Here is a 26541-nt window from a genome sequence, read left to right on the forward strand (position 1 = left end):
GGGAGGGGGCAGCGCCGTGGCGGTGCGATGCGCTTGGCCGGCCTTGCGCCTGGAAACCCGGGCGGGACGACGGCTTGACGCGTTTTTTTCCATACGGTACCGTATGCGAATCCATACCGCAAGGTATGGGCTTATTGTCCGGGGTGCCCCATTCGCTGTCAAACCGCGGCGGGGCGGGCGCTGCGGAATGCTCCGCCCGGCGGCGGGGCATGCAAAGGGGCGTGCGCCGGCGTAGCATGTGCGCTCATGTTTCCCTCGGACAGAGGACACTTGTGAGGAGAAAGTCTTGAAGATCCTGGTACCAGTCAAGCGAGTGGTGGATTACAACGTCAAGGTGCGGGTCAAGAGCGACGGCACGGGCGTGGATATCGCCAACGTGAAAATGTCGATGAACCCCTTCGACGAAATCGCCGTTGAAGAGGCCGTCCGCCTCAAGGAAGCCGGCATTGCCACCGAAGTGGTGGCCGTTTCCGCCGGCGCCGCCGCCTGCCAGGAAACCCTGCGCGCGGCCCTGGCCATCGGTGCCGACCGGGCGATCCTGATCGAAACCAGCGCCGAAGAAGCCGAGACCCTGCAGCCCCTGGCCGTGGCCAAGCTGCTCAAGGCCCTGGCCGACAAGGAACAGCCCCAACTGGTGATCTGCGGCAAGCAGGCCATCGACGACGACGCCAACCAGGTCGGTCAGATGCTCGCCGCCCTAGCCAACTGGCCGCAAGCCACCTTCGCCTCCAAGGTCGTGGTGGCCGGCGACAAGGCCACCGTGACCCGCGAAGTGGACGGCGGCCTGGAAACCCTGGAAGTCAGCCTGCCGGCGGTGATCTCCACCGACCTGCGCCTGAACGAGCCGCGCTACGCCACCCTGCCCAACATCATGAAGGCCAAGAAGAAGCCGCTCGACACCGTCAAGCCGGCCGACCTGGGCGTCGATGTGGCCCCCCGCCTGACCACCATCAAGGTCGCCGAGCCGGCCAAGCGCCAGGCCGGCGTGATGGTGGCCGACGTGGCCCAGCTGGTGGAAAAGCTCAAGAACGAAGCGAAGGTGATCTAAATGGCCATTCTCGTTATTGCCGAACACGACAACGCCCAACTCAAGGCCGCCACCCGCAATGCGGTGACGGCTGCCGCCAAGATCGGCGGCGACATCCACGTGCTGGTGGCCGGTGCCGGTTGCGCCGCCGTGGCCGACCAGGCCGCCAAGCTGGCCGGCGTGGCCCAGGTGAAGCTGGCCGACGCCGCCCACTACGGCGACCAGACCGCCGAGAACCTGGCCGCCCTGATCGTCGACGTGGCCAAGGCCGGCGGCTACAGCCACGTGCTGGCCCCCGCCACCGCCAACGGCAAGAACGCCCTGCCGCGCGTTGCCGCCCTGCTCGACGTGGCCCAGATCTCCGACATCGTCGGTGTTGAAGGCGCCGACACCTTCGTCCGCCCGATCTACGCCGGCAACGCCCTGGCCACGGTCAAGTCCGCCGACGCGGTGAAGGTCATCACCGTCCGTACCACCGCCTTCGACGCTGCCGCCGACGGCGGTGCCGCCAGCGTGGCGCCGGTGGCCGCTGCTGCCGACTTCGGCAAGAGCAAGCTGGTGGGTCGCGAGATCACCAAGTCCGAGCGTCCCGAGCTGACCGCCGCCAAGGTGATCGTCTCCGGCGGCCGCGGTGTCGGCAACGGCGACAACTATAAGGCCCTGCTCGAGCCCCTGGCCGACAAGCTGGGCGCCGCCCTGGGCGCTTCCCGCGCCGCGGTGGACGCGGGCTTCGTGCCCAACGACTACCAGGTGGGCCAGACCGGCAAGATCGTCGCCCCCGAGCTGTACATCGCCGTCGGCATCTCCGGCGCGATCCAGCACTTGGCCGGCATGAAGGATTCCAAGGTGATCGTGGCGATCAACAAGGATCCGGAAGCGCCGATCTTCCAGGTGGCCGACTACGGTCTGGTGGCCGACCTCTTCGAGGCCGTGCCCCAGCTCACCGCCGCCCTCTGAGCGGCCCGCCCCCGGCCATGAACCTGCCGGACGGCCTTCTCGGCAGCGCCTGGATCGGCGTCGGCTGGGGGCTGTTCGCGCTGATTCTGGCCGGGGCGCTGCGCTGGGCGCCGTGGCGGCGTCTCACCGACGGTGGGTTGAGCAATGTCTGGCTCGGCTCCATCGTCGCCCTGACGCTGCTGTGGAGCCTCAAGGCCGGAGTGCTTCCCGGCCTGTCCCTGCACCTGCTCGGCGCCATGGTGTTCACCCTGGAGGTGGGGCCGAACCTGGCTTTCCTCGGGTTGACCGCGGTGCTGGCGGCGGTGACGCTCAACGGCAGTGCCGGCTGGGAGGCCTTCGGCCTCAATGCGCTGCTCATGGTGGCCCTGCCGGTGGGCCTCAGCTGGGGGCTGTTCCGGCTGGGGGACCGCTACCTGCCCAAAAACGTCTTCGTCTTCATCTTCGCCAACGGATTCTTTGGTTCGGCCCTGGTGGTGTTCCTCACCGGCCTGACCGTCCTGCTGGCCCTCGGCAGTGCGGGGCTCTACCCCTTCGGCACGCTGTTCGAGGATTACCTGCCGTACTTTTTGCTGCTTGGCTTTTCTGAGGGATGGCTGGCCGGGATGGTGGTGACCCTGATGGTGATCTACCGGCCCGAATGGGTGTCGCTGTTCGACGATGCCCAGTACCTGGCCAAAAAATAAAACAGAACGACCGTAGTTCGCTTGCTCAAATCAACGCATCCACCATTAAGGAGAGCTTTCCATGGCTGAATACATCGCCCCCCTTCGCGAAATGCAGTTCGTGATGCAGGAACTGGCCGGTCTGGAGCAGGTTGCCCAGCTGCCCGGCTGCGAAGAAGCGACCGCCGACCTGGCCGATGCCATCCTCGACGAAGCGTCCAAGTTCGCCGGCAATGTCCTGTCGCCCCTCAACTACAGCGGCGACCAGGAAGGCGCCAAATGGGCCAACAACGCCGTGACCATGCCGGCCGGCTTCAAGGCCGCCTACCAGCAGTTCGCCGAGAACGGCTGGACCGCCCTGGCCTGTGACCCCGAATTCGGCGGCCAGGGCCTGCCCAAGATCATCTCCACCCCGGTCAACGAGATGTGGAAGTCGGCCAACATGGCCTTCTCCCTGTGCCCCATGCTCACCCAGGGCGCCATCGAGGCCCTGCTGGTGGCCGGCTCCGACGAGCTCAAGCAGCGCTACGTGCCGAAGATGGTGACCGGCGAATGGACCGGTACCATGAACCTGACCGAGCCCAACGCCGGTTCCGACTTGGCCGCCGTGCGCACCCGCGCCGAGCCCCAGGGCAACGGCACCTACAAGGTGTTCGGCCAGAAGATCTTCATCACCTACGGCGACCACGACATGGTGTCCAACACCGTGCACCTGGTGCTGGCCCGCCTGCCCGACGCCCCCGAAGGCGTGAAGGGCATCTCCCTGTTCGTCGTGCCCAAGTTCATGGTCAACGCCGACGGCAGCCTGGGCGAGCGCAACGACGCCTACTGCGTGTCCATCGAGCACAAGCTCGGCATCCACGCCAGCCCCACCGCCGTGATGGCCTTCGGCGACAACGGCGGCGCCATCGGTTACCTGGTCGGCCAGGAAAACCGTGGTCTGGAATACATGTTCATCATGATGAACGCCGCCCGCTTCGCCGTGGGCATGGAAGGCGTGGCCCTGGCCGAGCGCGCCTACCAGCGCGCCCGCGACTACGCCAAGGAACGCATCCAGGGCACCGAGGTGGGTGTGCGCGGCGGTCCCAAGGTCGCCATCATCAAGCACCCGGACGTGCGCCGCATGCTCATGAACATGCGTTCCCAGACCGAGGCCATGCGCGCCCTGGCCTACGTGGTCGCCGCCGCCATGGACGCCGCCAAGCACCATCCGGACGAGGCCGAGCGGGCCAAGAACCAGGCCTTCGCCGACCTGATGATCCCAGTGGTCAAGGGCTGGAGCACCGAGCAGTCGATCGAGATCGCCTCCACCGGCGTGCAGGTGCACGGCGGCATGGGCTTCATCGAGGAAACCGGCGCCGCCCAGCACCTGCGCGATGCCCGCATCACCGCCATCTACGAAGGCACCACCGCCATCCAGGCCAACGACCTGATCGGCCGCAAGATGGCCCGGGAAGGCGGCGCCACCATGAAGGCCGTGCTCGGTCTGATGCAACAGACCCTGGGCAAGCTGGCCGAGGCCAAGGGCGAGCAGTTCGCTGTGATCCGTGCCCGCCTGGCCGACGGCGTTGCCGCCCTGGCCAAGGCCTCCGAGTACATGGTCGCCACCTACGGCAGCGACATCAAGGCGGCCCACGCCGGCTCGGTGCCCTTCCTCAAGCTCACCGGCATCGTCGCCGGTGGCTGGCAGATGGCCCGGGCGGCCCTGATCGCCCAGGCCAAGATCGATGGCGGCGACGCCGATCCGTTCTACGCTGCCAAGGTCGTCACCACCCGCTTCTACGCCGACCACATCCTCACCCAGGCTGACGGCCTGGCCGAGAGCATCGTGGCCGGCGCGAGCGGTACGATGGCCCTGGCCGAGGATCAGTTCTAAGCGATCCGCATCGCCCGGAAGTAATGTCTGGAAAGCCCCGGCACCGCAAGGTGCCGGGGCTTTTTCTTGCCCGTTCGCGGGCTGCCCGGAATGGTGCGCGCTATCGGTCAGTTTTCCGGAAGGTCTGTTTCAGGCTTGATTTTGCTCAAAAAATATTTGTAGGGCATGAACTCCAATGCCATTGGCTTGTCCATGACGGCACCAGGGAATTTCTCCTGGAATCGCGGCATGTGTCGGACCCGCAGGCGGCAATGACCGGCCCAGGTGGCAGCAGGAAGGCCATGAAGAGGCGAGAACGGTGGCGCGCAGTACCGGTGCAACGCCTGCCCGGGTCCCCAGAAAGATCGACCGCAACGGATCGACAACCACGCGGACTGATATGGGGGCTACGCATGAAGGTCAATTTACCCGTGACGGCTCATGAGCGTTTCCTTGAGCCGGGCAAGCCGATCGTCACCAAAACCGACCTGAAGGGGCGCATCACCTACGCCAACGCTTCATTCGTCAATATCAGCGGTTTCACCCGGGAAGAACTCCTGGGAGCCAGTCACAACATCGTGCGCCACCCGGACATGCCGCCGGAGGCCTTCGACGACCTGTGGAAGACCCTCAAGGCCGGGCTACCCTGGCGGGGCCTGGTGAAGAACCGCTGCAAGAATGGTGACTTCTACTGGGTCGAGGCCTACGTCACCCCCGTCACCGAAAACGGCGTGCCGGTGGGCTACATGTCAGTGCGCAATACCCCCAGGCGGGAAGAGGTGGCCAAGGCCGACGCCCTCTATTCGGCGATCCGGGGCAAGCAGAGCGCTTTTCCCGTCACCGCCAAGGTGGGGCGGAGCGTGCGCCCGGGGCGGCTGACCTGCGTCCTGAGCGTTCTCAGCGGGCTTTTCGCCCTGGCCGGGGGGTGGCTCGGCGGGTTTCCGGGCCTGGGGCTGGCGGCCGTGGCGGCGGTGCTGTTGGCCGGCCAGATGCTCTGGTTGCGCAGCAACGTCTTTGCGCCCATCCGCTGGGTGCGCCAGGGCATTCTCGCCATCGACGAGGGGCGCCTGCACGAGAGCCTGCTCCATGGCAACGACCGTCTGGGCCTCCAACTACAGCTCGAATCCTTGCGCATCCACCTGCGCGCCATGTTCGCCGACGTGCTGCTTTCGTCCCAGGAAGTGGAAGCCCGGGCCGAGGCCCTGGATGCGGAAATGCAAAAGCTGGTGCAGAGCGCCAACGAGCAGAGCGCCAGCGTCGAGGAGATCGGCAGCGCCCTGGAGGAAATGAGCGTCTCCATTCAGGAAGTCTCCGAATTCACCCAGCAGAACGTGGCGGCCACCCAGCAGGCCCAGGAAATCGCCCAGCAGGGCAAGTCCAAGATGGGCCTGAGCATCGAGGGCACCCAGCGCATCGTGGATATCGTGGAACGGGCCCTGGGTGAAATGAACGGCATGCACCAGCATGTGGAGCGCATCGGCCACATCACCACCATCATCAAGGACATCGCCGAACAGACCAATCTGCTGGCCCTCAACGCCGCCATCGAGGCGGCCCGGGCCGGTGAGCATGGGCGGGGCTTCGCCGTGGTGGCGGACGAGGTGCGCAAGCTGTCGGAGCGCACCACCAGCAGCACCGCCGAGATTTCCACGGTGGTGAGCGAGATCACCCAGCGCTCCCACAGTGCGGTCCAGACCATGCAGAACACCGCGGCGGAAGTCACCACGGGCACGGCGGTGATCGAGGAAAGTAGCCGCAGTCTTGATTCCATCGTCATTGCCACCGACAAGTGCCTGGGCATGGCCGACGACGTTTCCCACATGCTCACCCAGCAGTCCCAGGCGTCCCACGACGTGGCGGTAAGCATGGAGCGGATCGCCCAGGCGGCCAACCAGAGCGTGGAATCCACCGACAACGTGGGGGGCGGGGTGCAGCGCCTGTATGCCACCGCCCGGGAACTGAAGGACCTGCTGCGGCACCTGGAGACCGCCCTGCAATAAACGGAATGCCCGGGGAGGCGCCTCCCCGGGCGCTGGCGGGGCGTTCGCCCGGACGGGCAGCCGTCAGGCTGGCGCGGCCTCCCGACGCAGCAGGGCGGCCAGGGCGCCGATGTTGATGTCGGCCACCAGCGCCCCGTCGAAACGCCCCTGGCCGTCCGCCAGGGGCACGGCCAGGGTCAGGCAGAAATCCTCGCTGGCGGTGGACAGGTAGATGGGCGAGACGAAGGGCCGCCCGGTGTCCCGCACCTCGGCGAAATAGGCCTGGGCGGAGCGGTCGGCGCCCATGCCGCCGGCCTTGATGCGGCCGTACATCTCCGGATTGATCCAGTTGGGGTAGCGCTGCATGCCCGCGCCGTCCAACTCGAACACCATCTCGAAGTAGGGCGAGGTGCGGAAGGCCAGGTCCAGGGCGTGAGGATCCTTGCTCCGGGGCGCCTCCTCCAGGGCGCGGAGGGCTTCCAGGGCCGAGTCGGTCCAGTCGCGCAGGGCGGCGTGGGGGCTCTCCCGATGCAGGGCGGGCGGGGTGCCGTCCACCACCACCACGCTGCCTTCGGCCACCTTGCCGATCTTCTTCAGGGCGGCGGCCCGCTCGGCGGCGGCCAGGGAACTGGGCAGGGGCGTTCCGTCCGGCCCCAGGCCGGTGACCACCGCCACCGACATGCTGGCGATCGGGTAGGCGCTGCCGTCCTCGGTGACGAAGTGGCCCCGGGCCACGTCGTCGTGGTCGTAGAGGTGGGCGGCGATGGCGTGGAACTGGCTCATGATGTCGAGCAGTTCCGGCACCAGGCCGGCGGGCATGCGTTCCTGGATGAGCACGAAATCATCGCCGCCGATGTGGCCGAGCAGGCAGTCCTTGCGCTGGCCGAAGCGGTAGCGCAGCAGCTCGGCCAGGGAGCGGATCATGGCGTCGCCGCGGATGAAGCCGTAGCGGTCGTTGTAGGCCTTGAAGTTGTCCAGGTCGATGTACACCAGGCACAACTCCTGGCCCTGGGCCAGCCGGCTGTCCAGGGTCAGGCGCAGGCTGGGGCCGGTGGGCAGTTGGGAAAGTGGATGCAGGTTGTTGCCGTTCTCGCGCCGCGCCAGCAATTGGGCGATCAGGGTCATGGGGTGGATCATCCCCTGGTAGCGGCCGTCGGGCGAGGTCACCACCCAGGGATCGGCGTCCTTGCGGTCGTGGTACAGCACCCGGGCCAGGGCTGCCGAGGTGAGCCGGCTGGGCAGAGAGCGGGCCAGGGGCTCGGAGAGTTTGCCCAGGGTCTTGCTGGCATGGCTGGAGAGCACCCGGCCGCGCCGCACCAGGCCGATCGGCTGGGCGTCGTCGGTGACCACGGCCAGGGCCAGGGACGGGTTGTCGGTGAACAGGCGGCGCACCGCCTCCAGGGGCTCCTGGATCTCCACCGCCACCCCGGGGTCCATCAGGTCGGTGAGGGCGAAGCGGTCCTTGGCCCGGGACAGGCAGGATTCGTCGAGGCCCGGCAGGGGCGTCACCGCAGTGATGACTTCGGCCCGGGGCGGGGCGAAGTAGTAGCCCTGGGCGTAGCCGATGCCCATGTCGCGCACGAAGGTGATGTCCTCGGCCCGTTCCAGCCCCTCGGCGATGACCGTGGCCCCCAGGCGCTGGGCCATGGAGACGATGGCCTCCAGCAGTACCGAGCGCACTTTGCTGCCCTGGGCGCCGTGCACGATGGCCCGGTCCACCTTGATGAAGTCGGCGCGCACCGCCGCCAGGGTGGACAGACCGTTGAAGCCCGAGCCCATGTCGTCCAGGGCGATGCGAAACCCCCGGGTGCGCAGGGCGTCGCAGCTTTGCGCCAGCATGGCCGGATCGGCCCGTTCCGATTCCACCACCTCGATCACCACCTGGCGCCGATCGATGCCCAGATGCTCCAGGGATTCGGACAGGCTGTTCATCCAGCCCTGGTGCACCAGGTTGCGCGGCAGCACGTTGATGAACAGCAGCTTGTCGGCGGGGATGGCGCCGGCCTTGGCGGCCAAGGCCAGGCGCTGGCATTCCAGGTCCAGGTCCGCCTCCCGTTGCAGCTGGGCGGCCAGGCGGAAGGCATCGGCCCCCGAGAGCAGCCGCCCCTGGGGGTCCTGCAGCCGGCACAGGGCCTCGAAGGCGAAGATCTCGCCGCCCTGGGCCAGATCCACCAGGGGCTGGAAGTGCATACGGATGTAGGGGGCCAGATCCCCTTCCAACCAGGAATGAAGGCGCCGGGCATAGAGGGTGTTGAACGGCGTGATGCGCCCGAGCACGTCCCCGGGGGAGGTGGGCGGCGCTCCCGTGTCGTGGATCAGGGCGAAGGTCTGTTGCAGGATGTACTGGTTGGTCTCGGCGGCCAGGGTTTCCATCAGCCCGTCCAGGGAAGGAGCGTCGGGCAGAGTGAAGCGCCAGACGTGGAGGGCGGAATGTTCGGCCCCGAGGGCTTGCCAGAGGGGAGGGGCGTACTGGCCGTCGTATTTGAGCAGGAGGTGCATGGCGTGGTGTCGAGAGTGGGGCACCCTTGGTTCTGCAAGGGGCGTGCCATGGGAAATGCGGCATGGCTGATGGGCGCGCATGGCAGACCCGCGGCGGGATGCGGCCTTGTTTCTGCTGGGTTTTTTCGGGTTCTTGCCTGACGGCGGCCTGAAGCGGTGCTTCCGCCCCGGTTTGGTGCTGGCACTCGGGAACGCACCAGATTGGCTTGCGCCGCTTCGGGTGAGGCGAGGCGCTGATGGGAGAGGGCGGGTCATTCGGCAACCGCCGTAACTCGGGGTTTTCGTGCCGCCGGACTGGGGTGGGGACCGGGAATACGCCGGTGGCAATTCCCTGATAAAAATCAATAAACCCCTGAAAAACCTTGGCGTTTACGGGGTTTTCTCTTTTAAGCTCAAGGGCTTGTGGAAAACCGGAGCAGCACGAGGTCAGCAAAAAGTGCTAGACTCGCTGCGAATTTTTCTCATTCGCCTGTATTTGCGGCTTGCTTATTCCTTTTTAGCCATGTCGAACATCTCCACCGAGCGCGTCCTGTCCGTCCATCACTGGAACGATACCCTCTTCAGCTTCACCACCACCCGCGATGCCGGCCTCCGCTTCGAGAACGGCCACTTCGTCATGATCGGCCTCCAGGTCGACGGCAAGCCGCTGATGCGGGCCTACAGCATCGTCAGCGCCAACTACGACGAGCACCTCGAATTCTTCTCCATCAAGGTCCCCAACGGCCCCCTGACCTCCCGCCTGCAACATCTCAAGGTCGGCGACGAAGTGCTGGTCAGCCGCAAGCCCACCGGCACCCTGATCATGGACAACCTGCTGCCGGGCAAGCACCTCTACCTGCTGTCCACCGGTACCGGCCTGGCCCCCTTCATGAGCATCATCAAGGACCCCCAGGTCTACGAGCGCTACGAGAAGGTCATCCTGGTGCACGGCGTGCGCTACGTGAGCGAACTGGCCTACGGCGACTTCATCGACGGCGACCTGCAGCAGAACGAGTTCTTCGGCGAGGAAGTGACCGAGAAGTTGATCTACTACCCCACCGTCACCCGCGAAGAGTTCCGCAACCAGGGCCGTATCACCGACCTGATCGAGACCGGCAAGCTGTTCGAGGACATCGGTCTGCCCCCCATGAACCTAGACGACGACCGGGTCATGCTGTGCGGCAGCCCCGCCATGCTCAAGGACCTGTGCGCCATGCTCGATTCCCGCGGCTTCGAGGAATCGCGCAACAACAACCCGGGCCATTACGTGATTGAGCGCGCCTTCGTCGAGAAGTAAGCGCCCCGGGCCGCGCCGATTGCCCTGGCAGCCGGTGCGGCGCGAATGCCGGAAATGCTGGCCGGGCCGTCGTTTGCGCAGCTTTTATGCGTTTGCGAATGGTTCCCAAAGAGCCGGAAGACAAGCAGAAATGCTAGACTTCCGGCTCTTTTGCGTCGGCGTTCCCAAAATGCCGAAAAAATAACCTTTTCCCATCCTTCATTTTCCGTGGCCGCACTTCCGCCCCATGCTCCTGTCACTCGCCCCGGTCCGGGCGCCCCGCGCAAGCGGGTGCTGGTGGTGGAGTATTCTCAGAGCGGCCAGCTGTCGGCGATCACCCGGCAGATCGTGGCGCCCTTGCTGGAAAACGGCCGCATCGACGTTCATGTGGAAAAACTGCGTCCGGAAGCCGATTACCCATTTCCCTGGCCGTTTTTCCGCTTTCTCGACGCTTTCCCCGAAAGCGCCCACCAGGTTCCCCCCCGGCTTGCTCCGCTCGGGCTCACCGGCGACGAGGATTTCGACCTGGTGATCCTGCCCTACCAGGTGTGGTTCCTGGCCCCGTCCTTGCCGATCCAAGGTTTTCTCGCCGATCCCCTGGCGGTCCGGCTGCTGGCCGGCAAGCCGGTGGTCACCGTGGTGGCCTGCCGCAACATGTGGCTGCTTGCCCAGGAGAAGATGAAGGCCCGCCTCGCCGCCCTGGGCGCCCGCCTGATCGATCATGTGGCCTTCACCGACCCGGGGCCGACCCTGGCCACCCTCGTTACCACGCCGCGCTGGATGCTCACTGGCCGGCGCGACGCCTGGCTGGGCCTGCCCCCTGCCGGCATCGACGCCGCCACCATCGCCGGCGCCACCCGCTTCGGCCATGCCCTGGCCGAGGCCCTCGACCGGGATGGGGAGCAGGGCAGGGGGCCGCTGCTCGCCGGCCTGGGGGCGGTGACGGTCGATCCGCGCCTGCTTGCCAGCGAGAAGGTGGGCACCCGCAGCTTCTTCGTCTGGGGCAAACTGCTGCGCTGGATCGGCCCCCCGGGCGCGGCGCGGCGTGTGCCGGCCCTGGCCGCCTACGTGGCCTTCCTGATCGCGGCGATCATCGCCGTGGTGCCTCTCAGCCTGACCGTCCAGACCCTGTTGCGTCCCCTGCTGCGCCGCCGCCTGGGCGCCCTCAAAACCCATTTCGAGCAACCCTCCGGTTCCGGCCGGGAGCGCCTTTCCCTGTATGAGCACTGACGTCTTCATCACCCGCACCGCCGCCTACCTGCCGTTCGATCCGGTGTCCAACGACGAGATCGAGCAGGTGCTCGGCATGGTTGGCGGCAAGCCTTCCCGGGCCCGGCGCGTCGTCTTGCGCAGCAACGGCATCAAGAGCCGCCACTACGCCATCGACCGGGCCACCGGCGAGCCGGCCATGACCAATGCCCAGCTCACCGTGCGCGCCATCGAGGGCCTGGGCGACACGGGGCAGGTGGACGTGCTGGCCACCGGTACCACGCTGCCCGACCAGTTGATGCCCAACCACGGGGTGATGGTGCATGGCGAGCTGAAATGGCCGCGCCTGGAAGTGGTCTCCTGCGCCGGCATCTGCCTGGCCGGCACCGCCGCCCTCAAGCACGCCTGGCTGGCGATCCGCGCCGGCGAGGCGCGCCGTGCCGTGGCCACCGGCTCCGAGCTGGCCTCGCCCCTGCTGCGTGCCCAGCTGTTCGACGCCGAGGCCGAGCACAAGGTGGCGGCCCTGGAAGAGCGCCCCGAGCTGGCCTTCGAAAAGGATTTCCTGCGCTGGATGCTCTCCGACGGTGCCGGCGCCATGCTGCTGGAAAACCAGCCCCGGGGGCCCCTGTCCCTGCGCATCCACTGGATCGACCTGTCGTCGGCGGCCCACCAGCTGCCCGCCTGCATGTACGCCGGCGCCGACAAGACCGCCGACGGCGGCCTCAAGGGCTGGCTGCGCTATTCGGCGGATGCCTGGGGCGCCCAGTCGATCTTCGCCGTGAAGCAGGACGTGCGCCTGCTCAACGACAACATCGGCACCGCCACCTTCGCCGAGCCCCTGGCCGCCATCGCCGCCAAGCGCGGCCTGACGGCGGACGGCATCGACTGGTTCCTGCCCCACATGTCGTCCTGGTTCTTCGCCGACGAACTGGAGCGGCGCCTGGTCGAAATCGGCCTGCCGGTGCCCCGGGAGCGCTGGTTCACCAACCTGTCGGACAAAGGCAACACCGGCTCCGCCTCGCCCTACATCATGCTCGACGAGCTGTTCAAGAGCGGCCGCATCGAAAAGGGGCAGCGCATCCTCATGTACGTGCCGGAAAGCGGCCGCTTCTCCTGCGGTTTCGTGTACCTGGAAGCGGTCTGATGGAATTCGACCAGGTCCCCCAGGAAGGCAACCGCACCCACGCCGGGCTGCGCAAGGCCCTCTACGCCCGGGACGCCCAGGGGCGCATCGTCACCGCCCCGTCGCAAGGTTGGGAAGTGGAAGAGATCGTCACCCTCCAGGCGGTGGACGCCCTGCGCCAGCAGGCCGATGAGGCCCGGGCCAGGGTCGCCGCCGGGACGGCCTCGTCCCTGGAGTACTGGATGTACGCCCGGCGCATGGACCTGGCCCTGCTCGCCCAGGCCAGCGGCCTGTGGCGCTGGCGGGTGCGCCGCCACCTGCGCCCGGCGGTGTTCGCCCGCCTCAAGCCCGCCCTGCTGGCCCGCTACGCCGACGCCCTGGGCCTGACCGTGGACCAACTGACCCGCCTGCCATGAACGCCGCGCTGCCCACCTCCGCCGAATCTTCCGCAGAAACCTCCGCCGCCTTCCAGCACCGCCACGCCGCCCACTGCGAGAGCGGCGCCATCTCGACCCTGGTCAGCCACGCCGGCCTGCCCCTGTCGGAGGCCATGGCCTTCGGCCTGTCCGGCGCCCTGGCCTTCGCCTACCTGCCCTTCGTCAAGCTCCAGGGCCTGCCCCTGATCGCCTACCGCATGCCGCCCCGGGCCATCATCCGCGGCCTGGCCAAGCCCCTGGGGCTGAAGCTCTCTTTCGAGACCTTCCGCCGCCCGGAAGCGGGCCAGGCACGCCTCGACCAGTTGCTCGACGCCGGCGAGGTGGTGGGGCTGCAAACCTCGGTGTTCTGGCTGTCCTACTTCCCCGAGGACATGCGCTTCCACTTCAACGGCCACAACCTGCTGGTGATCGGTCGGGAAGGGGACGACTACCTGATCAGCGACCCGGTGTTCGAGACGCCCCAGCGTTGCTCCCGGGCCGATCTGGCCCGGGCCCGCTTCGCCAAGGGCCTGCTGGCGCCCAAGGGCCTGCTCTACCGGGTGCTGGGTGTGGGGCGCGATGGGGTCGATCCCCAGGCCGTGCTCGCCGCCATTCGCCGCACCGCCCGCGCCATGCTGGCGCCGGTGCCCATCGTCGGGGTGCGGGCCATGGGCCTGCTGGCCAAGCGCATCGCCGCCCTCGACCCCCAGGCTCCGGCCAGCGCCGCCTTCATCGGCCACATGGTGCGCATGCAGGAAGAGATCGGCACCGGCGGCGCCGGCTTCCGCTTCCTCTACGCCGCTTTCCTCCAGGAAGCCGCCGAGCTGTGCGATAAGCCGGTGCTGGCCGAGTTCTCGGCGCGGCTGCTGACCATCGGCGACCACTGGCGCGTCTTTGCCCTGCGCGCCGCGCGCATGCTCAAGGGCCGGGAAACCCTCGATCCGTCCGCCCTGGCAGCACTGCTGCGCGAGCAGGCGGAACGGGAAGCCGCCTTCTTCCGCGACCTGCGCGGCGCCCTCTGAGCGCCGGGGCGAGCCTTCCGATGCCGTCCATGCTGGAAGTCCGCGACCTGGCCTACCGCTATCCCGGCGCTGCCGAGCCGGCCCTGGCCGGGGTATCCCTGGCCGCCGGGCGGGGCGCGGTGCTGGGCCTGCTCGGCCCCAACGGCGCGGGCAAAACCACCCTGATCTCCCACCTGTCCGGCCAGCTGCCGATCCAGCAGGGGGCGATCGCCATCGACGGCGTGCCCCTTGCCGAGGTGCGCCGCCAGGCCCCCACCCGCATCGCCGTGGCGCCCCAGGAATACGCCTTCTTCCCCGCCCTGACCGTGGCCGAAAACCTGGCCTGCTTCGCCGGTGCCGCCCGCCTGCACGGCGCCAAGGCCCGGGAACGGGCCGCCGCCTGCCTGGCCTTCACCCAACTGGAACGCTTCGCCGGCCAACGGGCGGCGCGCCTTTCCGGCGGGCTCAAGCGCCGCCTCAACCTGGCCATTGCCCTGTTGCCCGAGCCGGAGCTGATCGTCCTCGACGAGCCCACCGTCGGCGTGGACCCCCAGTCCCGGGCCTTCCTGCTCGATGCCGTGCGCCGCCTGGCCGACGGCGGCGCGGCGATCATCTACACCTCCCACTACATGGACGAGATCGAGGCTATCGCCGACCGGGTGGTCATCGTCGACCACGGCCGGGTGCTGCGCGACGCCCCCCTGGCCGACCTGCACGCCGAGGGCGCCCGCCAGCTGCGCGTCGAGGCCGACGGCCTGGAACGGACCGCCCTGGCCGCCGTCCTGGCGCCCTTCGGCACGGCGCGGGAAGAGGGGAGCGGCGTGGTGGTGGACCTGCTGGCCGACGGCGACCCGGCCCCGGCCCTGGCTGCCGTGGCCGCTGCCGGCGGTACGGTGCGCCGCGCCCGCTACGGCGAGTGCTCCCTGGAACAGCTGTTCCTCGACCTGACCCAGCGCACCCTGCGCGACTGACATGCTGGCCGCCCTGATCCGCAAGGAATTCCTCGCCCTGAGCCGCGATCTGCACGGCCTGGGGGCCCTGTTCCTGATGCCCCTGGTGTTCATCGTGGTGATGTCCCTGGCCCTCAAGAACGCCTACAACCCGCCCGCCGACACCCTGGCCTACGCCATCGCCCAGCACGACGACGGGCCGGCGGCGACCCGCTTCGTCGAGCGCTGGCAGGAAGAGCACGGCACTCCCCGGCCCTTGCCGGCGGACTGGCGGGCGGCGCTCTCCTCCCAAGGCGGCCAAGGGGCGCCCAACCTCAAGTACGTGCTGGTGCTGGATGCGGGTTTTTCCGACGCCCTGTCGGCACCCCAGGCCCCGTCGGCGCCGCCCCTGCGGCTGGTGGTGGAACCGGGCATGGACGGCGGCGTGCAGCGCGTCACCGCCGCCCAGCTGTCGGCCCTGGTGGGGGAGGTGCGCGCCCTGTTCCTCATGGAGCGCTTCATGGGCCTGGCTCCGGCCGGGGCGGCGGACATCGGGCGCTTCATCGCCAGCGAGCGCAGCGGCGGCCCCCAGGGCCTGCGCCTGTCCGCCGTGCAGCACAACGTGCCGGCCTGGCTGATCTTCGGCATGTTCTTCGTGGTGGCGGCAATGGCCAACCTGCTGGTGCAGGAGCGGAGCGACGGCACCCTGGCGCGCCTGTCTGCCCTGGGGGTGCCGGATGGCGTCCAGGTGGCGGCCAAGGCCATTCCCTATTTCATCGTGAACGGCGTCCAGGCAGCCCTGATGCTGGCCGTGGGAGTATGGCTGATGCCTCTTCTGGGCGGCGATGGCCTGTCCCTGGCCGGGATCGACCCCCTGGCCCTGCTGCTGGTGCTGGCCGCCATCAGCGCCGCCGCCGTGGGCCTGGCCCTGTGCGTCGCCTGCCTGGTGCGCAGCCACGCCCAGGCCAACGCCATCGGCCCGGTCATCAACATCCTCATGGCGGCGGTGGGCGGCATCATGGTGCCCACCTTCATCATGCCCGCCGCCATGCAGCGGGTGGCCGCCCTGTCGCCCATGAACTGGGCCCTGGACGGCCTGGTGGGCGTGCTGGTGCGGGGCGGCGGCCCGGCCCAGGTGCTGCCCCAGGCCGCCATCCTGTTCGCCTTCGCCGCGGCCATGCTGGCGGCGGCGCGCCTGCTCTTCTCCCGGAAGACCCTGTCATGAACGCAGCCCTCATCGACGAACTCAAGACCCTGGTGCTGGACGCCGCGGACAAGGACGAACCCGCCGGCGGGATCGCTTCGGACGAAATCCTGTTCGGCCCGGAATCGCGCCTCCAGCTCGATTCCCTCGACGCCTTGCAGATCTCCATGGCGATCCAGCGCCGCTATGGCGTGCGCATGGCCGACAGCAAGGAAACCCGCCGCGCCCTGGCCTGCCTCGCCACCCTGGCCGAGCACCTCACCGTCCGGCTGGCCGAGGCCCGCCTGGCGGCCGCCCCGGTCGCTCCGGTCGCCTGACCCCGGCCGCGCCTCTTTCCGCATGGCCGCCGCGCTGCCCGATCCTTCCGTTTCCCCCGGCGTTTCCCGCCGCCCCCCGGTGTACCTCGCCGGCCGGGGCCTGGTGTCCTGCCTCGGCGGGAGCCTGGCCGCCGCCCTGGATACCCTGGCCGCCGGTGCTTCCCCCGTGGGGGCGGCCACTGTCCGGGTGACCCTGGGGGAGGGGAGCGACGCCGAATCCTGGCCCTACCGGGGTATCCCGGCCGAGGTGGCGCCTTCCGCGCCCAGCGGCAATATGGAGGCCTGGTACGAACGCGCCCGGGAGCTGGTGCGCCGGGCCGTGGCGCAGGCAGAGAAGTCGGCAGAGAAACAGGCCGATGCCGGCAACCCTGCCGCCGACCGCTCCGGCCCCCTGTTCGTGGCCTCGTCGTCCAACGACGTGGGGGCGGTGGAGGCCCTGGCCCTGGCCCGTTGCCCGTCCACCGACTGCACCGATTTCACCCGGCGCATCGCCGCCTGGCTCGACTGGCAGGGGCCGGTGTTCGCGGTATCCACCGCCTGTACCTCGGCGATGAACGCCCTGGCCGCCGCCCGGGACATGCTGACCGACGGCCCCTGGGATTCGGCCTTGGTGCTCGGGGTCGAGCTGTCCAACCGCTTCACCCTGGCCGGCTTTGCCGCCATGCAGCTGCTCTCGCCGGAGGCGGCGCGGCCCTTCGGCGCGGCGCGGGACGGCCTGGTGCTGGGGGAGGCGGTGGCCGCCCTGCGCCTGACCCGCCACGCGCCCCCCGGGGCGCGCTGGGCGGTGGCCGGACTGGCCGGGGTGGTGGATGGCAGCGACCCAGCCGGCGCCGTGGCCCCGGCCATCGCCCGCGCCATTGATACCGCCCTGGCCGAGGCCGGCCGGCAAGCCGCCGACGTCGGCCTGGTCAAGGTCCAGGCCGCCGGCAGCCCGGGCAACGACGCGGTGGAAGCCGCCGTGCTGGCCGAGCGCTTCGCCTCCCTGCCGCCCCTGGTGACCCTCAAGGCCGCCCTGGGCCACACCCTGGGCGCCTCCGGCGCCGCCGAGCTGGCGTTGCTCACGGCCTGCCTGGAAGCGGGCGTGCAGCCCCCCCGGGACTGGTCCCTCGATCCCGCGCTGCGCATGGCCCTGGCCGACGGCACCACGCCCCTGGCGGCGCCGCCGGGCACCGTGCTGGCCCTGATCCTCGGCTTTGGCGGCGGCCATGCTGCTCTGGTGTTGGAAGACTTGGATGGCCGGGAGGCGGCGCAATGAGCGCCAACCGCACGCCTCCCGTCAATCGGCTGTGGCAGGTCACCGGCCGCAGCGTCGGCCTGCCGGCGGATTGGCACGAGCGCCTGGTGGCCCGCCTCGGCCAGCGCCCGCGCCGCCTGGGAACGTGGACCGAACTGGCCCTCTACGGCGCCCTGGAATGCCTGGCGGACGTGGCGAATGGGCTGGATTCGGCAGAGACGGCCCGTGCCACGGCCCAGGACGGCGGCGCTTCGGCCGGCGTCCTGTCGCCGGCATCCCCCGCCCGCCCTCCCGTTTTGCTGCCCCCCGACGCCTGGCTGCGGATCGGCAGCGAGCGTGGCTGCGCCGCGGCCATCGGCGTCGGTTTGGGACAATTCGCCCAAGGCTGGGTGCTGCCCTTCACCTTCATGCAGACCCTGCCCAGCCAGACCCTCGCCGCCCTGGCCCGGACCCTGGGCTGGCAGGGCGACGGCAGCTTCGTCGCCGGCACCGACCCGTTGCAGACCCTGGCGCTGGCCTGTACCGGCGCGCCCGCCGCCGGGGTGCTGTGGGGCTGGGTGGACGAACTGCCCGAGCCGCGCAGCCTGTGGCTGCGCCTGGAGCCCCTGTCTGGCGCGGACCGGGGAGCAGAGGGGAGGGAGGCCGCTGGCCTGCCCCTGCCAGCGGTGTGCACGTTCCGCCCGCTGCGTGCCGCCGACCTGGCCGACCCGGCCCTGGCGCTGCTGCGCTGGGGGGCGGCGGGCCTGGAAGGCGGCTTTTCCGACTGACCCGGCCTGGGTCGTCGCCCGCGCTGCCGGGCGGGTGCGCTCAGGGGGCTGCAAAACGGCTGGGGGAGCCGTGGCGCAACGACCCGGATAACGCCATACGACCCGAGGGCCGGGGGGCGCCAGCCGCGCCGGATTTCCGGATCGACCTGGGTCGTCTACCCTGGTCAGACGGGTTCCCGGGTGCCCGCCCCCCGGGGAGGCCGTCTCTGCGCCCGGCCCGGCGATCCGCTTTTGCCTGACGGCGCATCCCTCGACCCCAGGAGGAACCGCCCATGCCTGCCACCAGCAACACTACCAACGCTTCCAACGCCACCAACACCATCCGCCTGCACCGGGTGCTGCGCGCACCGCCCGAGCGCATCTACCGGGCCTTTCTCGACCCCGCCGCCATGGCCAAGTGGCTGCCGCCCCACGGTTTCACCGGCCAGGTGCACGACATGGATGCCCGGGTCGGCGGCGGCTACCGCATGTCGTTCACCAACTTCGGCAGCGGCAAGAGCCATTCCTTCGCCGGCCGCTACGTGGAGCTGACGCCCCCCACCCGGGTGCGCTACACCGACCGCTTCGACGACCCCAACATGCCCGGGGAAATGACGGTGACCATCGACCTGCGGGCGGTGCTCTGCGGCACCGAGGTGAACATCGAACAGGCCGGCGTGCCGGCGGTGATCCCCGCCGAGATGTGCTACCTGGGCTGGCAGGAATCCTTGCAGCAGCTGGCCCAACTGGTGGAGCCGGAAATTCCCGACGAAGGTTAGGACCGCCGCAACTCTAGCCAGGACGCTGCGACCGGGAAGCTGCAACGGCCTGCGCCAATCACAAGGCGGGGCGCCACTTTCCATAGGGTGGGTGTGAAACTCCGCGCCAGTGGCCGATCTCCATAGGGATGGCCTGAAGATCAAGGACTGGCGCGGGGTTTGGCCAGGGGCTCTCCGGTAGCGACGTTTTTTTACCTGGAGCGTGCCGCCTGCGGCAGCGACCAGGGCGGCCAGTTGGAACGACCGGCTGGAGCGGCCAACTGGGTCGACCAACTGGGGCAGCCATCGGAACCAGCCGGCGCAAGTGCGCGGGCCTGTTTTACCCCCGTCCGGCACTGCCCCGATCCGGCGTCCCGGCGGCAAAAAAGCGTGTTTATTGACGCCGCGCGGGACTGGGCAGGCCAAGGTGGCTATCATGCTCGGCCTTCCCGAATGTTCCGCTCATGATCACCCTCAAGAACGTCACCCTGCGCCGCGGCTCCAAAGTGGTGCTGGACAAGGCCTCCGTCGTCCTCAACCCGGGCGAGAAGGTCGGCCTGGTCGGGCGCAATGGCGCCGGCAAATCGACCCTGTTCGCCCTGCTCAACGGCACTCTGCACGAGGACGGCGGCGACTATGCCATCCCGCGCCAGTGGCGCATGGCCCAGGTGGCCCAGGACATGCCGGAGACCGACCAGGGCGCCACCGACTTCGTCATCGACGGCGACACGGCGCTGCTCGCCGCCCGCAACGAGGTCCAGGCCGCCGAGGCCAGCGAGGACGGCATGCGCATGGCCGAGGCCTACATGGCCCTCTACGACGCCGGCGAGAACGACGCCGAATCCCGCGCCCAGTCCCTCATCCTCGGCCTGGGCTTCAAGGTTTCGGAGCTGAACAACCCGGTGGACAGCTTTTCCGGCGGCTGGCGGATGCGCCTGCAACTGGCCCGGGCGCTGATGTGCCCGTCGGACATCCTGCTCCTCGACGAGCCGACCAACCACCTGGACCTGGACGCCCTGGTCTGGCTGGAAGCCTGGCTGAAGCGCTACCCGGGCACCCTGATCATGATCAGCCACGACCGGGAATTCCTCGACGCCATCACCCAGGTCACCCTGCACATCGACAACGCCAAGCTGGTGCGCTACGGCGGCAACTACAGCAAGTTCGAGGACATGCGTGCCGAGCAGATGGTGTTGCAGCAGGCCGCCATGGCTCGCCAGGCGGACAAGATCGCCCACCTGCAATCCTTCATCAACCGCTTCAAGGCCAAGGCCAGCAAGGCCAAGCAGGCGCAAAGCCGGGTCAAGGCCCTGGAGCGCATGGAGAAGATCGCCCCGGTGCTGGCCGACGCCGAATTCACCTTCGAATTCCAGGAGCCGATCAACCTGCCCAACCCGATGCTGTCGATGATCGATACCACCATCGGCTACCCGCCGCCGGACGACGCCCCGGCCGGCACGCCGCCGACGGTGATCGTGCGCGGCATCAACCGCTCGGTGCATGCCGGCCAGCGCATCGGCATCCTCGGTGCCAACGGCCAGGGCAAGTCGACTCTGGTCAAGACCATCGCCCGGGACCTGGCGGCGATCAGCGGCGAAGTCACCGAGGGCAAGGGCCTCAACATCGGCTACTTCGCCCAGCAGGAACTGGACGTGCTGCGCCCGCAAGACACGCCCCTGGAGCATATGATCCGCCTGGCCAAGGAGGCCATCGCCGCCGGCCGCGGCCCGGTGGCCGGGCGCGAGCAGGAACTGCGCAACTTCCTCGGCACCTTCAATTTCAGCGGCGACATGGTCAAGCAGGCCGTGGGCACCATGAGCGGCGGCGAAAAGGCCCGCCTGGTGCTGTGCATGCTCGTGTGGCAGCGGCCCAACCTGCTGCTGCTCGACGAACCGACCAACCACCTGGACCTGGCCACCCGGGAGGCCCTCGGCGTTGCCCTCAACGAATTCGAAGGCACGGTGATGCTGGTCAGCCACGACCGGGCTCTGCTGCGCGCCGTGTGCGACGAATTCTGGCTGGTCTCCCGAGGCGGCGTCGGGCCCTTCGACGGCGACCTGGAGGATTACCAGCGCTACCTGCTCGACGAGGCCAAGCGGGCCCGGGAAGAGGCAGCGCAGACGCGCAAGTGATGCCTGCCGGTCCCACACCCAGCCTTCCCCAACGGCCCCGGCCGGCGCTGTGTGGCGCTGCGTGGCCGGTTGCCGGGCGTGGGGGTGGGGGTGGTATGGGCCGCCAGGGCAGGCGCTGCTGGCAGTGATCGAGCCGGGTAGGGCAGGGGGCTGAACCCTAGACAGGGCGCGGCGCTTCAACGGGTGTCCCTGAAAAGCCGCGCCAGTCGTTGTGTTCCGCCGGCCATGCCTGGAACGCAAGGACTGGCGCGGGGTTTGGCCGGGGCCGGATTTTCTGTGGCCCGTTGGCCGGGCGCCCGCTGGGTGTCCGGAGCGCGCCCGCCTGAGAGCGGGCGTCGCCCCTCAGTATTCGGCGTGGAGGCGGATCGCCGCCACGTTCACCGGGCCCCGGTCGGCGTTGTAGGCCGGGTTGCGGATGTACTGGTAGTTGAGGCTGACGGTAAAGCCCTTGCACAGCTGGGCGGCATAGAAGGTTTCCAGAATCTGCTCGGGCCGGTAGTTGAGGGCCCCGTCGCCGAGGAAGAAGCCCAGGCCGCCGGCGGCCAGGTAATCGCGCCGGTCCCTGGACAGGCCGTTGCGCACCAGGGCCGCGCCGATGCGGTCGTTGGCCCGGCCCCAGCGGTTGCCTTGGAGCACGATGCCGCCGGCGATGGAATTGTCGATCTCGGCGTAGGAGAAGGTTTCCGATTTGCCGTCGGCCCAACTGCCGCGGAAGAAGGCACCCAGCTCGTCGCTGATGGGCTGCTCGATGTTGATGCCGAAGCCGGTCTTGTAGCGGGTCTGCCGGGTCAGGGCCAGGTCCGGCGTGGTGCCGGTGGCGGCGGCCAGGTCGAGGGAGGCGCGGAAGCTGCCCATGCCGGCCTTGTTGCGGAAGGCGAGAAACCTCACCGTGCCGGGCCGCCCGAACAGGCCGTGGTTGATTTCCAGCTCCACCTGGTCGCCGTGCTGGCGGGTCAGGCTGGGGTCCAGGGGCAGGCCGTTCGATTCCTTGGGCATGGCAAAACGGCCGGCGCGGATCGCCCAGCCGGCCGGGTCGAAGTATTCGGCGGCGAAGCCCAGGCTGTAGCCCCGGGCGTCAGCGGCGTAGTCGTAGGCACCGTGGGTGATGATCGCCCAGTTCATGAAATCGTTGCGTGGGTCGTGGGCGTAACGGTTCTCGTCGAAAATGTCGCCCATGGCCACCTTGCCGACGGTGACCACCATCCGCCGGGAAGCGACGTTGCCGGCCAGTTGATTGGCCTCCGAAGCCACGGCGGCGGTTTCGCCGCCCAGGTCGATGGTCTGGCGCAGGAAGGCCCGGGCGTTGTAGCCGACCAGGGTCGGGCCGGTGGTGCGCGCCATCTCGCCGTTGGTCATGCCCCCCAGGCCGAGCAGGCCCGACAGAGGCACGCCCTGGGCCGCCTCCGGGTTGTAGTAGAACTCGGCCCCTTGCCACAGGCGTAGCCCGAGGAAGGCGGTGGCCGTGAAGGAATAGCTCTTTTCGGCGTTGGGACGCAGGCTGTTGGTGCCGCTGTAGGCGGCGGGAAAGGCCCACTTCTTCTGCCAGATGTAGGTGGTCTGGACGTAGGCGTTCCAGGCTTCGGGCACGGCGCTGCTGCCGGCCTCCGGGGACGGCTGGACGACCGGGGCGCGCTGGGCCCAGGCGGGGCCGGCGGCCAGGGCGCCGAGCAGCAAGGTCGGGAAGAGGCGTGCCGGGAGCCACCGGCAGCGCTGTCGCAGGAGGGTCATCGTCGAAAAAAAAGCCGTCCTCGAAAGGACGGCAATTTTATTGCAGCTCTGTGCCACCCGGGTGACACGGGGTCAGCCCGGGGGCGGAGCCTGCTCACATGTTGGGATAGACCGGCCCTTCGCCGCCCTGGGGGGCGACCCAGGTGATGTTCTGGGTCGGGTCCTTGATGTCGCAGGTCTTGCAGTGCACGCAGTTCTGGGCATTGATCTGCAAGCGCGGATTGGAACCGTCGGCCTCGCGCACGATCTCGTACACCCCGGCCGGACAGTAGCGCTGCTCGGGGGCGTCGTAGAGGGCCAGATTGACCTCGATGGCCACTGCCGGATTGGTCAGGCGCAGGTGGCAGGGCTGGTCTTCCTCGTGGTTGGTGTTGGAGAGGAACACCGAGGACAGCCGGTCGAAGGTCAGCACGCCATCGGGCTTCGGGTAGTCGATCGGCTGGCACTCGGAAGCCTTCTTCAGCTTGGCGTGGTCCGGGCCGCTGTGGTGCAGGGTCCAGGGGGCCTTGCCGCCGAACAGCTTCTGGTCGATGCCGAACAGCAGGGCGCCGGTCCACAGGCCCTTGCTCATGGCCGGCTTGAAGTTGCGGGCGCGGTACAGCTCCTCGTACAGCCAGGAGTTCTTGAAGGCTTCCGGGTAGGCGGCCAGCTCGTCGCTGCTGCGGCCGGCGGCCAGGGCCTCGAAGGCGGCTTCGGCGGCCAGGGCGCCGGACTTGATGGCGCAGTGGGAACCCTTGATACGCGAGCCGTTGAGGAAGCCGGCGTCGCAGCCGATCAGGGCGCCGCCCGGGAACACCAGCTTGGGCAGGGATTGCAGGCCGCCGGCGGCGATGGCGCGGGCGCCGTAGGCCACCCGCTTGGCGCCGTCGAAGAAGCCACGGATGGTGGGGTGGGTCTTGAAGCGCTGGAATTCCTCGAAGGGCGACAGGAACGGGTTCTCGTAGCCCAGGCCGACCACGTAGCCCACCGCCACCTGGTTGTTTTCCAGGTGGTAGAGGAAGCCGCCGCCGTAGGTGGCGTTGTCCATGGGCCAGCCACCGGTGTGCACCACCAGGCCGAGCTGGTGGTGCTCGGGCTTGATCTCCCACAGTTCCTTGATGCCGATGCCGTACTGTTGGGGCTCGACGCCGTCCCGCAGGTTGAACTTGGCTTCCAGCTCCTTGCCCAGCTGGCCGCGGCAGCCTTCGGCAAACAGCACGTACTTGCCGTGCAGTTCCATGCCGGGCTGGTAGGCCGGGCCGTGGGAGCCGTCCTTGAGGATGCCCATGTCGCCGGTGGCCACGCCCTTCACCGAACCGTCGGCGTTGTACACCACCTCGGCGCCGGCGAAGCCCGGGTAGATTTCCACGCCCAGGGCTTCGGCCTGCTGGCCCAGCCAGCGGCACACGTTGGCCAGGGAAATGACGTAGTTGCCCTCGTTATGGAAACAGCCGGGCAGCAGGGAATTGGGCACCTTGGTGGCGCCGGTTTCCGACAGGATGTAGAAGCGGTCTTCCGACACCGGGGCGTTGAGCGGCGCGCCCTGTTCCTTCCAGTCCGGGATCAGCTCGGTCAGGGCCCGGGGGTCCATCACCGCGCCGGAAAGGATGTGGGCGCCGACCTCGGCACCCTTTTCGATCAGACATACGGAAACGTCCTGGCCCTTTTCGGCGGCCAGTTGCTTGAGACGGATCGCAGCGCCCAGACCCGCCGGGCCGCCCCCCACGATCACGACGTCGAATTCCATCGATTCCCGTTCCATACCTGCTGTCCTTTCCGTGGTGGTGTGTGCGGTGTTGTTCTTAGCGGCCGGTGCGCCCCGGGCCGTTGCCCGGGCTCCCCCTGAAACGCCGCTCAGGCCCCGCCGATTGTGGGTTTTGGTTCAATACGCTATCGTATGGTCGGCCATTATAAACATTTCGCTCCCAAGACCAAGGGGGCGGCTCGACCAAAGGAAAACGCGCCATTATGGAGACTTTGAAGAAACTCGTCCTCACCACCGAGATCCCCATCCGGTGGGGTGACATGGACGCTTATCAGCACGTCAACAACACCATCTACTTCCGCTACATGGAGCAGGCCCGGGTCGAATGGCTCGAAGCCCTGGGCTACAAGGTCCTGCCCAAGGGATCGGCCCCGGTGGTGATCACCGCCAACTGCACCTTCCTCGCCCCGCTCACCTACCCGGGCACCGTGGAGGTCAAACTCTACGCCGGCGACCCGGGCCGCTCCAGCGTCATGACCTGGTACGAACTGCGCATCAAGGGCGATGAAACCCTCTACGCCACCGGCGAATCCAAGGTGGTGTGGATGGATACCGCCACCGGCAAGTCAGCCCCCATCCCCGACGAACTGCGCAATCTGTTTACGGCTTGAGCGCCAAGCCCCGAGTCGCCGGGCGCTTGCGCCGTTGAGCACCCCGGGGCGGCGCGCCGGCCGCCGTCCCCGCCGTTCGCTTATTCCCTGTCGTCGTTTCCGCCGGCCGCAGCACCACACCATAAGAACGTTGGAGACAAGAAATGACCCGGGATGACACCCTTTCAGCCCCCCTGTGGACCCCGACCCCCGCCCGCGTGGCGGGCACCCTGCTGCACCGTTTCCTCACCCCGGCCAGCCAGCGTGCCGGCCGTCCCCTGACCGACTACGACGCCCTGTGGCAATGGTCGGTGGACGAGCCCGCCGCCTTCTGGGACCTGGTGTGGAACGAACTTGGCGTGGTTGGCGACAAGGGCACCGGCCCGGTCCTGGAAAACGGCGACCGCATGCCCGGCGCCCGCTGGTTCCCCACGGCCAAGCTCAACTACGCCGAGAACCTGCTCAACTTCGCCGGCCTGCCCGCTGATGGTGCTGACGCTCTGATCTTCTGGGGCGAATCCAAGGTCAAGCGCCGGGTCAGCCGGATGGAGCTGGTGCGCCAGGTCGCCGCCTTCCAGGCCGGCCTGATCGCCGCCCGCGTCGGCCCCGGCGACCGGGTGGCGGGCTTTTTGCCCAACCTGCCCGAAACCCTGGTGGCCATGCTCGCCACCACCGCCCTGGGCGCCATCTGGTCTTCCGCCTCCCCTGACTTCGGCGTCCAGGGCGTGCTCGACCGCTTCGGCCAGATCGAACCCAAGGTCTTCGTCTGCGTCGACGGCTACTGGTACAACGGCAAGGCCGTGGACTGCCTGGCCAAGAACGCCGAGGTGGCCGCCAAGCTGCCCACCGTGGTGAAAACCGTGGTGGTGCCCTACCTCAACCCGGCCCTCGGGGCGGGGGACGTTGCCGCCATCGCCCACGGCGCCACCCTGGCCGACTTCACCGCCCCCCACGCCGGGGCCACGGTGCCCACCTACCACCGGGTCGGCTTCGATCACCCGCTGTTCATCATGTTCTCCTCGGGCACCACCGGCGTGCCCAAGTGCATCGTCCACTGCCACGGCGGCGCCCTGGTCCAGCACCTCAAGGAACACCAGCTGCACAACGACGTGCAGCCCAACGACCGGGTGTTCTACTTCACCACCTGCGGCTGGATGATGTGGAACTGGCTGGTCT

General features: G+C 68.6%; 22 protein-coding genes. 19 read left to right on the plus strand and 3 right to left on the minus strand.

What is annotated here, in order from left to right; genetic code table 11:
* The first annotated feature begins 286 nt into the window (after positions 1-286).
* The 5 genes from V7Z98_RS06410 (at position 287) to V7Z98_RS06430 (ending at position 6501) form a co-directional block, all read left to right on the plus strand.
* Positions 287-1048, plus strand: coding sequence for an electron transfer flavoprotein subunit beta/FixA family protein (locus V7Z98_RS06410; protein ID WP_334157385.1), 762 nt, complete (start codon positions 287-289; stop codon positions 1046-1048).
* Positions 1049-1984: an electron transfer flavoprotein subunit alpha/FixB family protein gene (locus V7Z98_RS06415; RefSeq protein ID WP_293261665.1), complete on the plus strand. Its 936-nt coding sequence runs from the start codon at positions 1049-1051 to the stop codon at positions 1982-1984.
* Between the two features lie 17 nt (positions 1985-2001).
* Positions 2002-2667 (plus strand): energy-coupling factor ABC transporter permease, encoded by a 666-nt coding sequence (locus tag V7Z98_RS06420; protein ID WP_334157386.1) that lies wholly within the window; start codon positions 2002-2004, stop codon positions 2665-2667.
* Positions 2668-2728: 61 nt separating this feature from the next.
* Complete coding sequence (locus V7Z98_RS06425; RefSeq protein WP_334157387.1) at positions 2729-4522, plus strand: acyl-CoA dehydrogenase; 1794 nt, start codon at positions 2729-2731, stop codon at positions 4520-4522.
* A 392-nt stretch (positions 4523-4914) separates the two neighbouring features.
* Complete coding sequence (locus V7Z98_RS06430; RefSeq protein ID WP_334157388.1) at positions 4915-6501, plus strand: methyl-accepting chemotaxis protein; 1587 nt, start codon at positions 4915-4917, stop codon at positions 6499-6501.
* 63 nt (positions 6502-6564) lie between these two features.
* Here the strand turns inward: V7Z98_RS06430 and V7Z98_RS06435 are convergent, their stop codons facing one another.
* A complete protein-coding gene (locus V7Z98_RS06435; protein WP_334157389.1) occupies positions 6565-8979 on the minus strand; it encodes an EAL domain-containing protein in 2415 nt (804 codons plus the stop codon).
* A 502-nt stretch (positions 8980-9481) separates the two neighbouring features.
* Between V7Z98_RS06435 and V7Z98_RS06440 the strand changes: the two genes are divergently transcribed.
* From V7Z98_RS06440 to V7Z98_RS06495, 12 genes are all read left to right on the plus strand, one after another.
* Complete coding sequence (locus tag V7Z98_RS06440) at positions 9482-10255, plus strand: ferredoxin--NADP reductase (RefSeq protein ID WP_293261651.1); 774 nt, start codon at positions 9482-9484, stop codon at positions 10253-10255.
* Between the two features lie 207 nt (positions 10256-10462).
* Positions 10463-11464 (plus strand): dialkylrecorsinol condensing enzyme, encoded by a 1002-nt coding sequence (locus V7Z98_RS06445; RefSeq protein ID WP_334157390.1) that lies wholly within the window; start codon positions 10463-10465, stop codon positions 11462-11464.
* The gene (locus tag V7Z98_RS06450; RefSeq protein ID WP_334157391.1) at positions 11454-12587 is read left to right on the plus strand and encodes a beta-ketoacyl-ACP synthase III; all 1134 of its coding nucleotides are present in this window, start codon (positions 11454-11456) and stop codon (positions 12585-12587) included. The genes V7Z98_RS06445 and V7Z98_RS06450 overlap by 11 nt, the downstream gene beginning before the upstream one ends.
* Positions 12587-12982, plus strand: coding sequence for a hypothetical protein (locus V7Z98_RS06455; protein ID WP_334157392.1), 396 nt, complete (start codon positions 12587-12589; stop codon positions 12980-12982). The genes V7Z98_RS06450 and V7Z98_RS06455 overlap by 1 nt, the downstream gene beginning before the upstream one ends.
* Positions 12979-14004, plus strand: a complete 1026-nt coding sequence (locus V7Z98_RS06460) for a BtrH N-terminal domain-containing protein (protein WP_334157393.1) — start codon at positions 12979-12981, stop codon at positions 14002-14004. Before V7Z98_RS06455 ends, V7Z98_RS06460 begins: the two co-directional genes overlap by 4 nt.
* 20 nt (positions 14005-14024) lie before the next feature.
* Positions 14025-14954 (plus strand): ABC transporter ATP-binding protein, encoded by a 930-nt coding sequence (locus V7Z98_RS06465; protein WP_334157394.1) that lies wholly within the window; start codon positions 14025-14027, stop codon positions 14952-14954.
* A 1-nt stretch (position 14955) separates the two neighbouring features.
* Entirely contained in the window at positions 14956-16137 is a 1182-nt protein-coding gene (locus tag V7Z98_RS06470; RefSeq protein WP_334157395.1) for an ABC transporter permease, read from the plus strand.
* On the plus strand, positions 16134-16433 hold the full coding sequence (locus V7Z98_RS06475; RefSeq protein ID WP_293261631.1) for an acyl carrier protein: 300 nt from the start codon (positions 16134-16136) through the stop codon (positions 16431-16433). Before V7Z98_RS06470 ends, V7Z98_RS06475 begins: the two co-directional genes overlap by 4 nt.
* A 22-nt stretch (positions 16434-16455) precedes the next feature.
* Positions 16456-17688, plus strand: coding sequence for a beta-ketoacyl synthase N-terminal-like domain-containing protein (locus tag V7Z98_RS06480; protein WP_334157396.1), 1233 nt, complete (start codon positions 16456-16458; stop codon positions 17686-17688).
* Complete coding sequence (locus V7Z98_RS06485) at positions 17685-18434, plus strand: hypothetical protein (protein WP_334157397.1); 750 nt, start codon at positions 17685-17687, stop codon at positions 18432-18434. The genes V7Z98_RS06480 and V7Z98_RS06485 overlap by 4 nt, the downstream gene beginning before the upstream one ends.
* A 272-nt stretch (positions 18435-18706) precedes the next feature.
* Complete coding sequence (locus tag V7Z98_RS06490) at positions 18707-19192, plus strand: SRPBCC family protein (protein WP_334157398.1); 486 nt, start codon at positions 18707-18709, stop codon at positions 19190-19192.
* Positions 19193-19635: 443 nt separating this feature from the next.
* Positions 19636-21303, plus strand: a complete 1668-nt coding sequence (locus V7Z98_RS06495; RefSeq protein WP_334157399.1) for an ABC-F family ATP-binding cassette domain-containing protein — start codon at positions 19636-19638, stop codon at positions 21301-21303.
* A 342-nt stretch (positions 21304-21645) separates the two neighbouring features.
* On the opposite strand, the gene V7Z98_RS06500 is transcribed toward V7Z98_RS06495, so the two are convergent.
* Positions 21646-23031, minus strand: a complete 1386-nt coding sequence (locus V7Z98_RS06500) for a carbohydrate porin (RefSeq protein WP_334157400.1) — start codon at positions 23029-23031, stop codon at positions 21646-21648.
* Between the two features lie 94 nt (positions 23032-23125).
* Positions 23126-24772, minus strand: coding sequence for an electron transfer flavoprotein-ubiquinone oxidoreductase (locus V7Z98_RS06505; RefSeq protein WP_334157401.1), 1647 nt, complete (start codon positions 24770-24772; stop codon positions 23126-23128).
* A 206-nt stretch (positions 24773-24978) separates the two neighbouring features.
* On the opposite strand from V7Z98_RS06505, the gene V7Z98_RS06510 reads away from it, so the two are divergent.
* Both V7Z98_RS06510 and V7Z98_RS06515 read left to right on the plus strand, forming a co-directional pair.
* On the plus strand, positions 24979-25386 hold the full coding sequence (locus tag V7Z98_RS06510) for an acyl-CoA thioesterase (protein WP_293261614.1): 408 nt from the start codon (positions 24979-24981) through the stop codon (positions 25384-25386).
* A 143-nt stretch (positions 25387-25529) separates the two neighbouring features.
* A partial coding sequence (locus V7Z98_RS06515) for an AMP-binding protein (protein WP_334157402.1) occupies positions 25530-26541 on the plus strand: 1012 nt, incomplete at its 3' end.

It is taken from the genome of Oryzomicrobium sp., assembly GCF_036820405.1.
GTDB lineage: Bacteria > Pseudomonadota > Gammaproteobacteria > Burkholderiales > Rhodocyclaceae > Oryzomicrobium.

Bases quoted from the DNA above. Each gene is read 5' to 3' on its own strand.
- V7Z98_RS06415 (WP_293261665.1), top strand. From the start codon at position 1,049: ATGGCCATTCTCGTTATTGCCGAACACGACAACGCCCAACTCAAGGCC.
- V7Z98_RS06420 (WP_334157386.1), top strand. From the start codon at position 2,002: ATGAACCTGCCGGACGGCCTTCTCGGCAGCGCCTGGATCGGCGTCGGC.
- V7Z98_RS06425 (WP_334157387.1), top strand. From the start codon at position 2,729: ATGGCTGAATACATCGCCCCCCTTCGCGAAATGCAGTTCGTGATGCAG.
- V7Z98_RS06430 (WP_334157388.1), top strand. From the start codon at position 4,915: ATGAAGGTCAATTTACCCGTGACGGCTCATGAGCGTTTCCTTGAGCCG.
- V7Z98_RS06435 (WP_334157389.1), bottom strand. From the start codon at position 8,979: ATGCACCTCCTGCTCAAATACGACGGCCAGTACGCCCCTCCCCTCTGG.
- V7Z98_RS06440 (WP_293261651.1), top strand. From the start codon at position 9,482: ATGTCGAACATCTCCACCGAGCGCGTCCTGTCCGTCCATCACTGGAAC.
- V7Z98_RS06450 (WP_334157391.1), top strand. From the start codon at position 11,454: ATGAGCACTGACGTCTTCATCACCCGCACCGCCGCCTACCTGCCGTTC.
- V7Z98_RS06455 (WP_334157392.1), top strand. From the start codon at position 12,587: ATGGAATTCGACCAGGTCCCCCAGGAAGGCAACCGCACCCACGCCGGG.
- V7Z98_RS06460 (WP_334157393.1), top strand. From the start codon at position 12,979: ATGAACGCCGCGCTGCCCACCTCCGCCGAATCTTCCGCAGAAACCTCC.
- V7Z98_RS06465 (WP_334157394.1), top strand. From the start codon at position 14,025: ATGCCGTCCATGCTGGAAGTCCGCGACCTGGCCTACCGCTATCCCGGC.
- V7Z98_RS06470 (WP_334157395.1), top strand. From the start codon at position 14,956: ATGCTGGCCGCCCTGATCCGCAAGGAATTCCTCGCCCTGAGCCGCGAT.
- V7Z98_RS06475 (WP_293261631.1), top strand. From the start codon at position 16,134: ATGAACGCAGCCCTCATCGACGAACTCAAGACCCTGGTGCTGGACGCC.
- V7Z98_RS06480 (WP_334157396.1), top strand. From the start codon at position 16,456: ATGGCCGCCGCGCTGCCCGATCCTTCCGTTTCCCCCGGCGTTTCCCGC.
- V7Z98_RS06485 (WP_334157397.1), top strand. From the start codon at position 17,685: ATGAGCGCCAACCGCACGCCTCCCGTCAATCGGCTGTGGCAGGTCACC.
- V7Z98_RS06490 (WP_334157398.1), top strand. From the start codon at position 18,707: ATGCCTGCCACCAGCAACACTACCAACGCTTCCAACGCCACCAACACC.
- V7Z98_RS06495 (WP_334157399.1), top strand. From the start codon at position 19,636: ATGATCACCCTCAAGAACGTCACCCTGCGCCGCGGCTCCAAAGTGGTG.
- V7Z98_RS06500 (WP_334157400.1), bottom strand. From the start codon at position 23,031: ATGACCCTCCTGCGACAGCGCTGCCGGTGGCTCCCGGCACGCCTCTTC.
- V7Z98_RS06505 (WP_334157401.1), bottom strand. From the start codon at position 24,772: ATGGAACGGGAATCGATGGAATTCGACGTCGTGATCGTGGGGGGCGGC.
- V7Z98_RS06510 (WP_293261614.1), top strand. From the start codon at position 24,979: ATGGAGACTTTGAAGAAACTCGTCCTCACCACCGAGATCCCCATCCGG.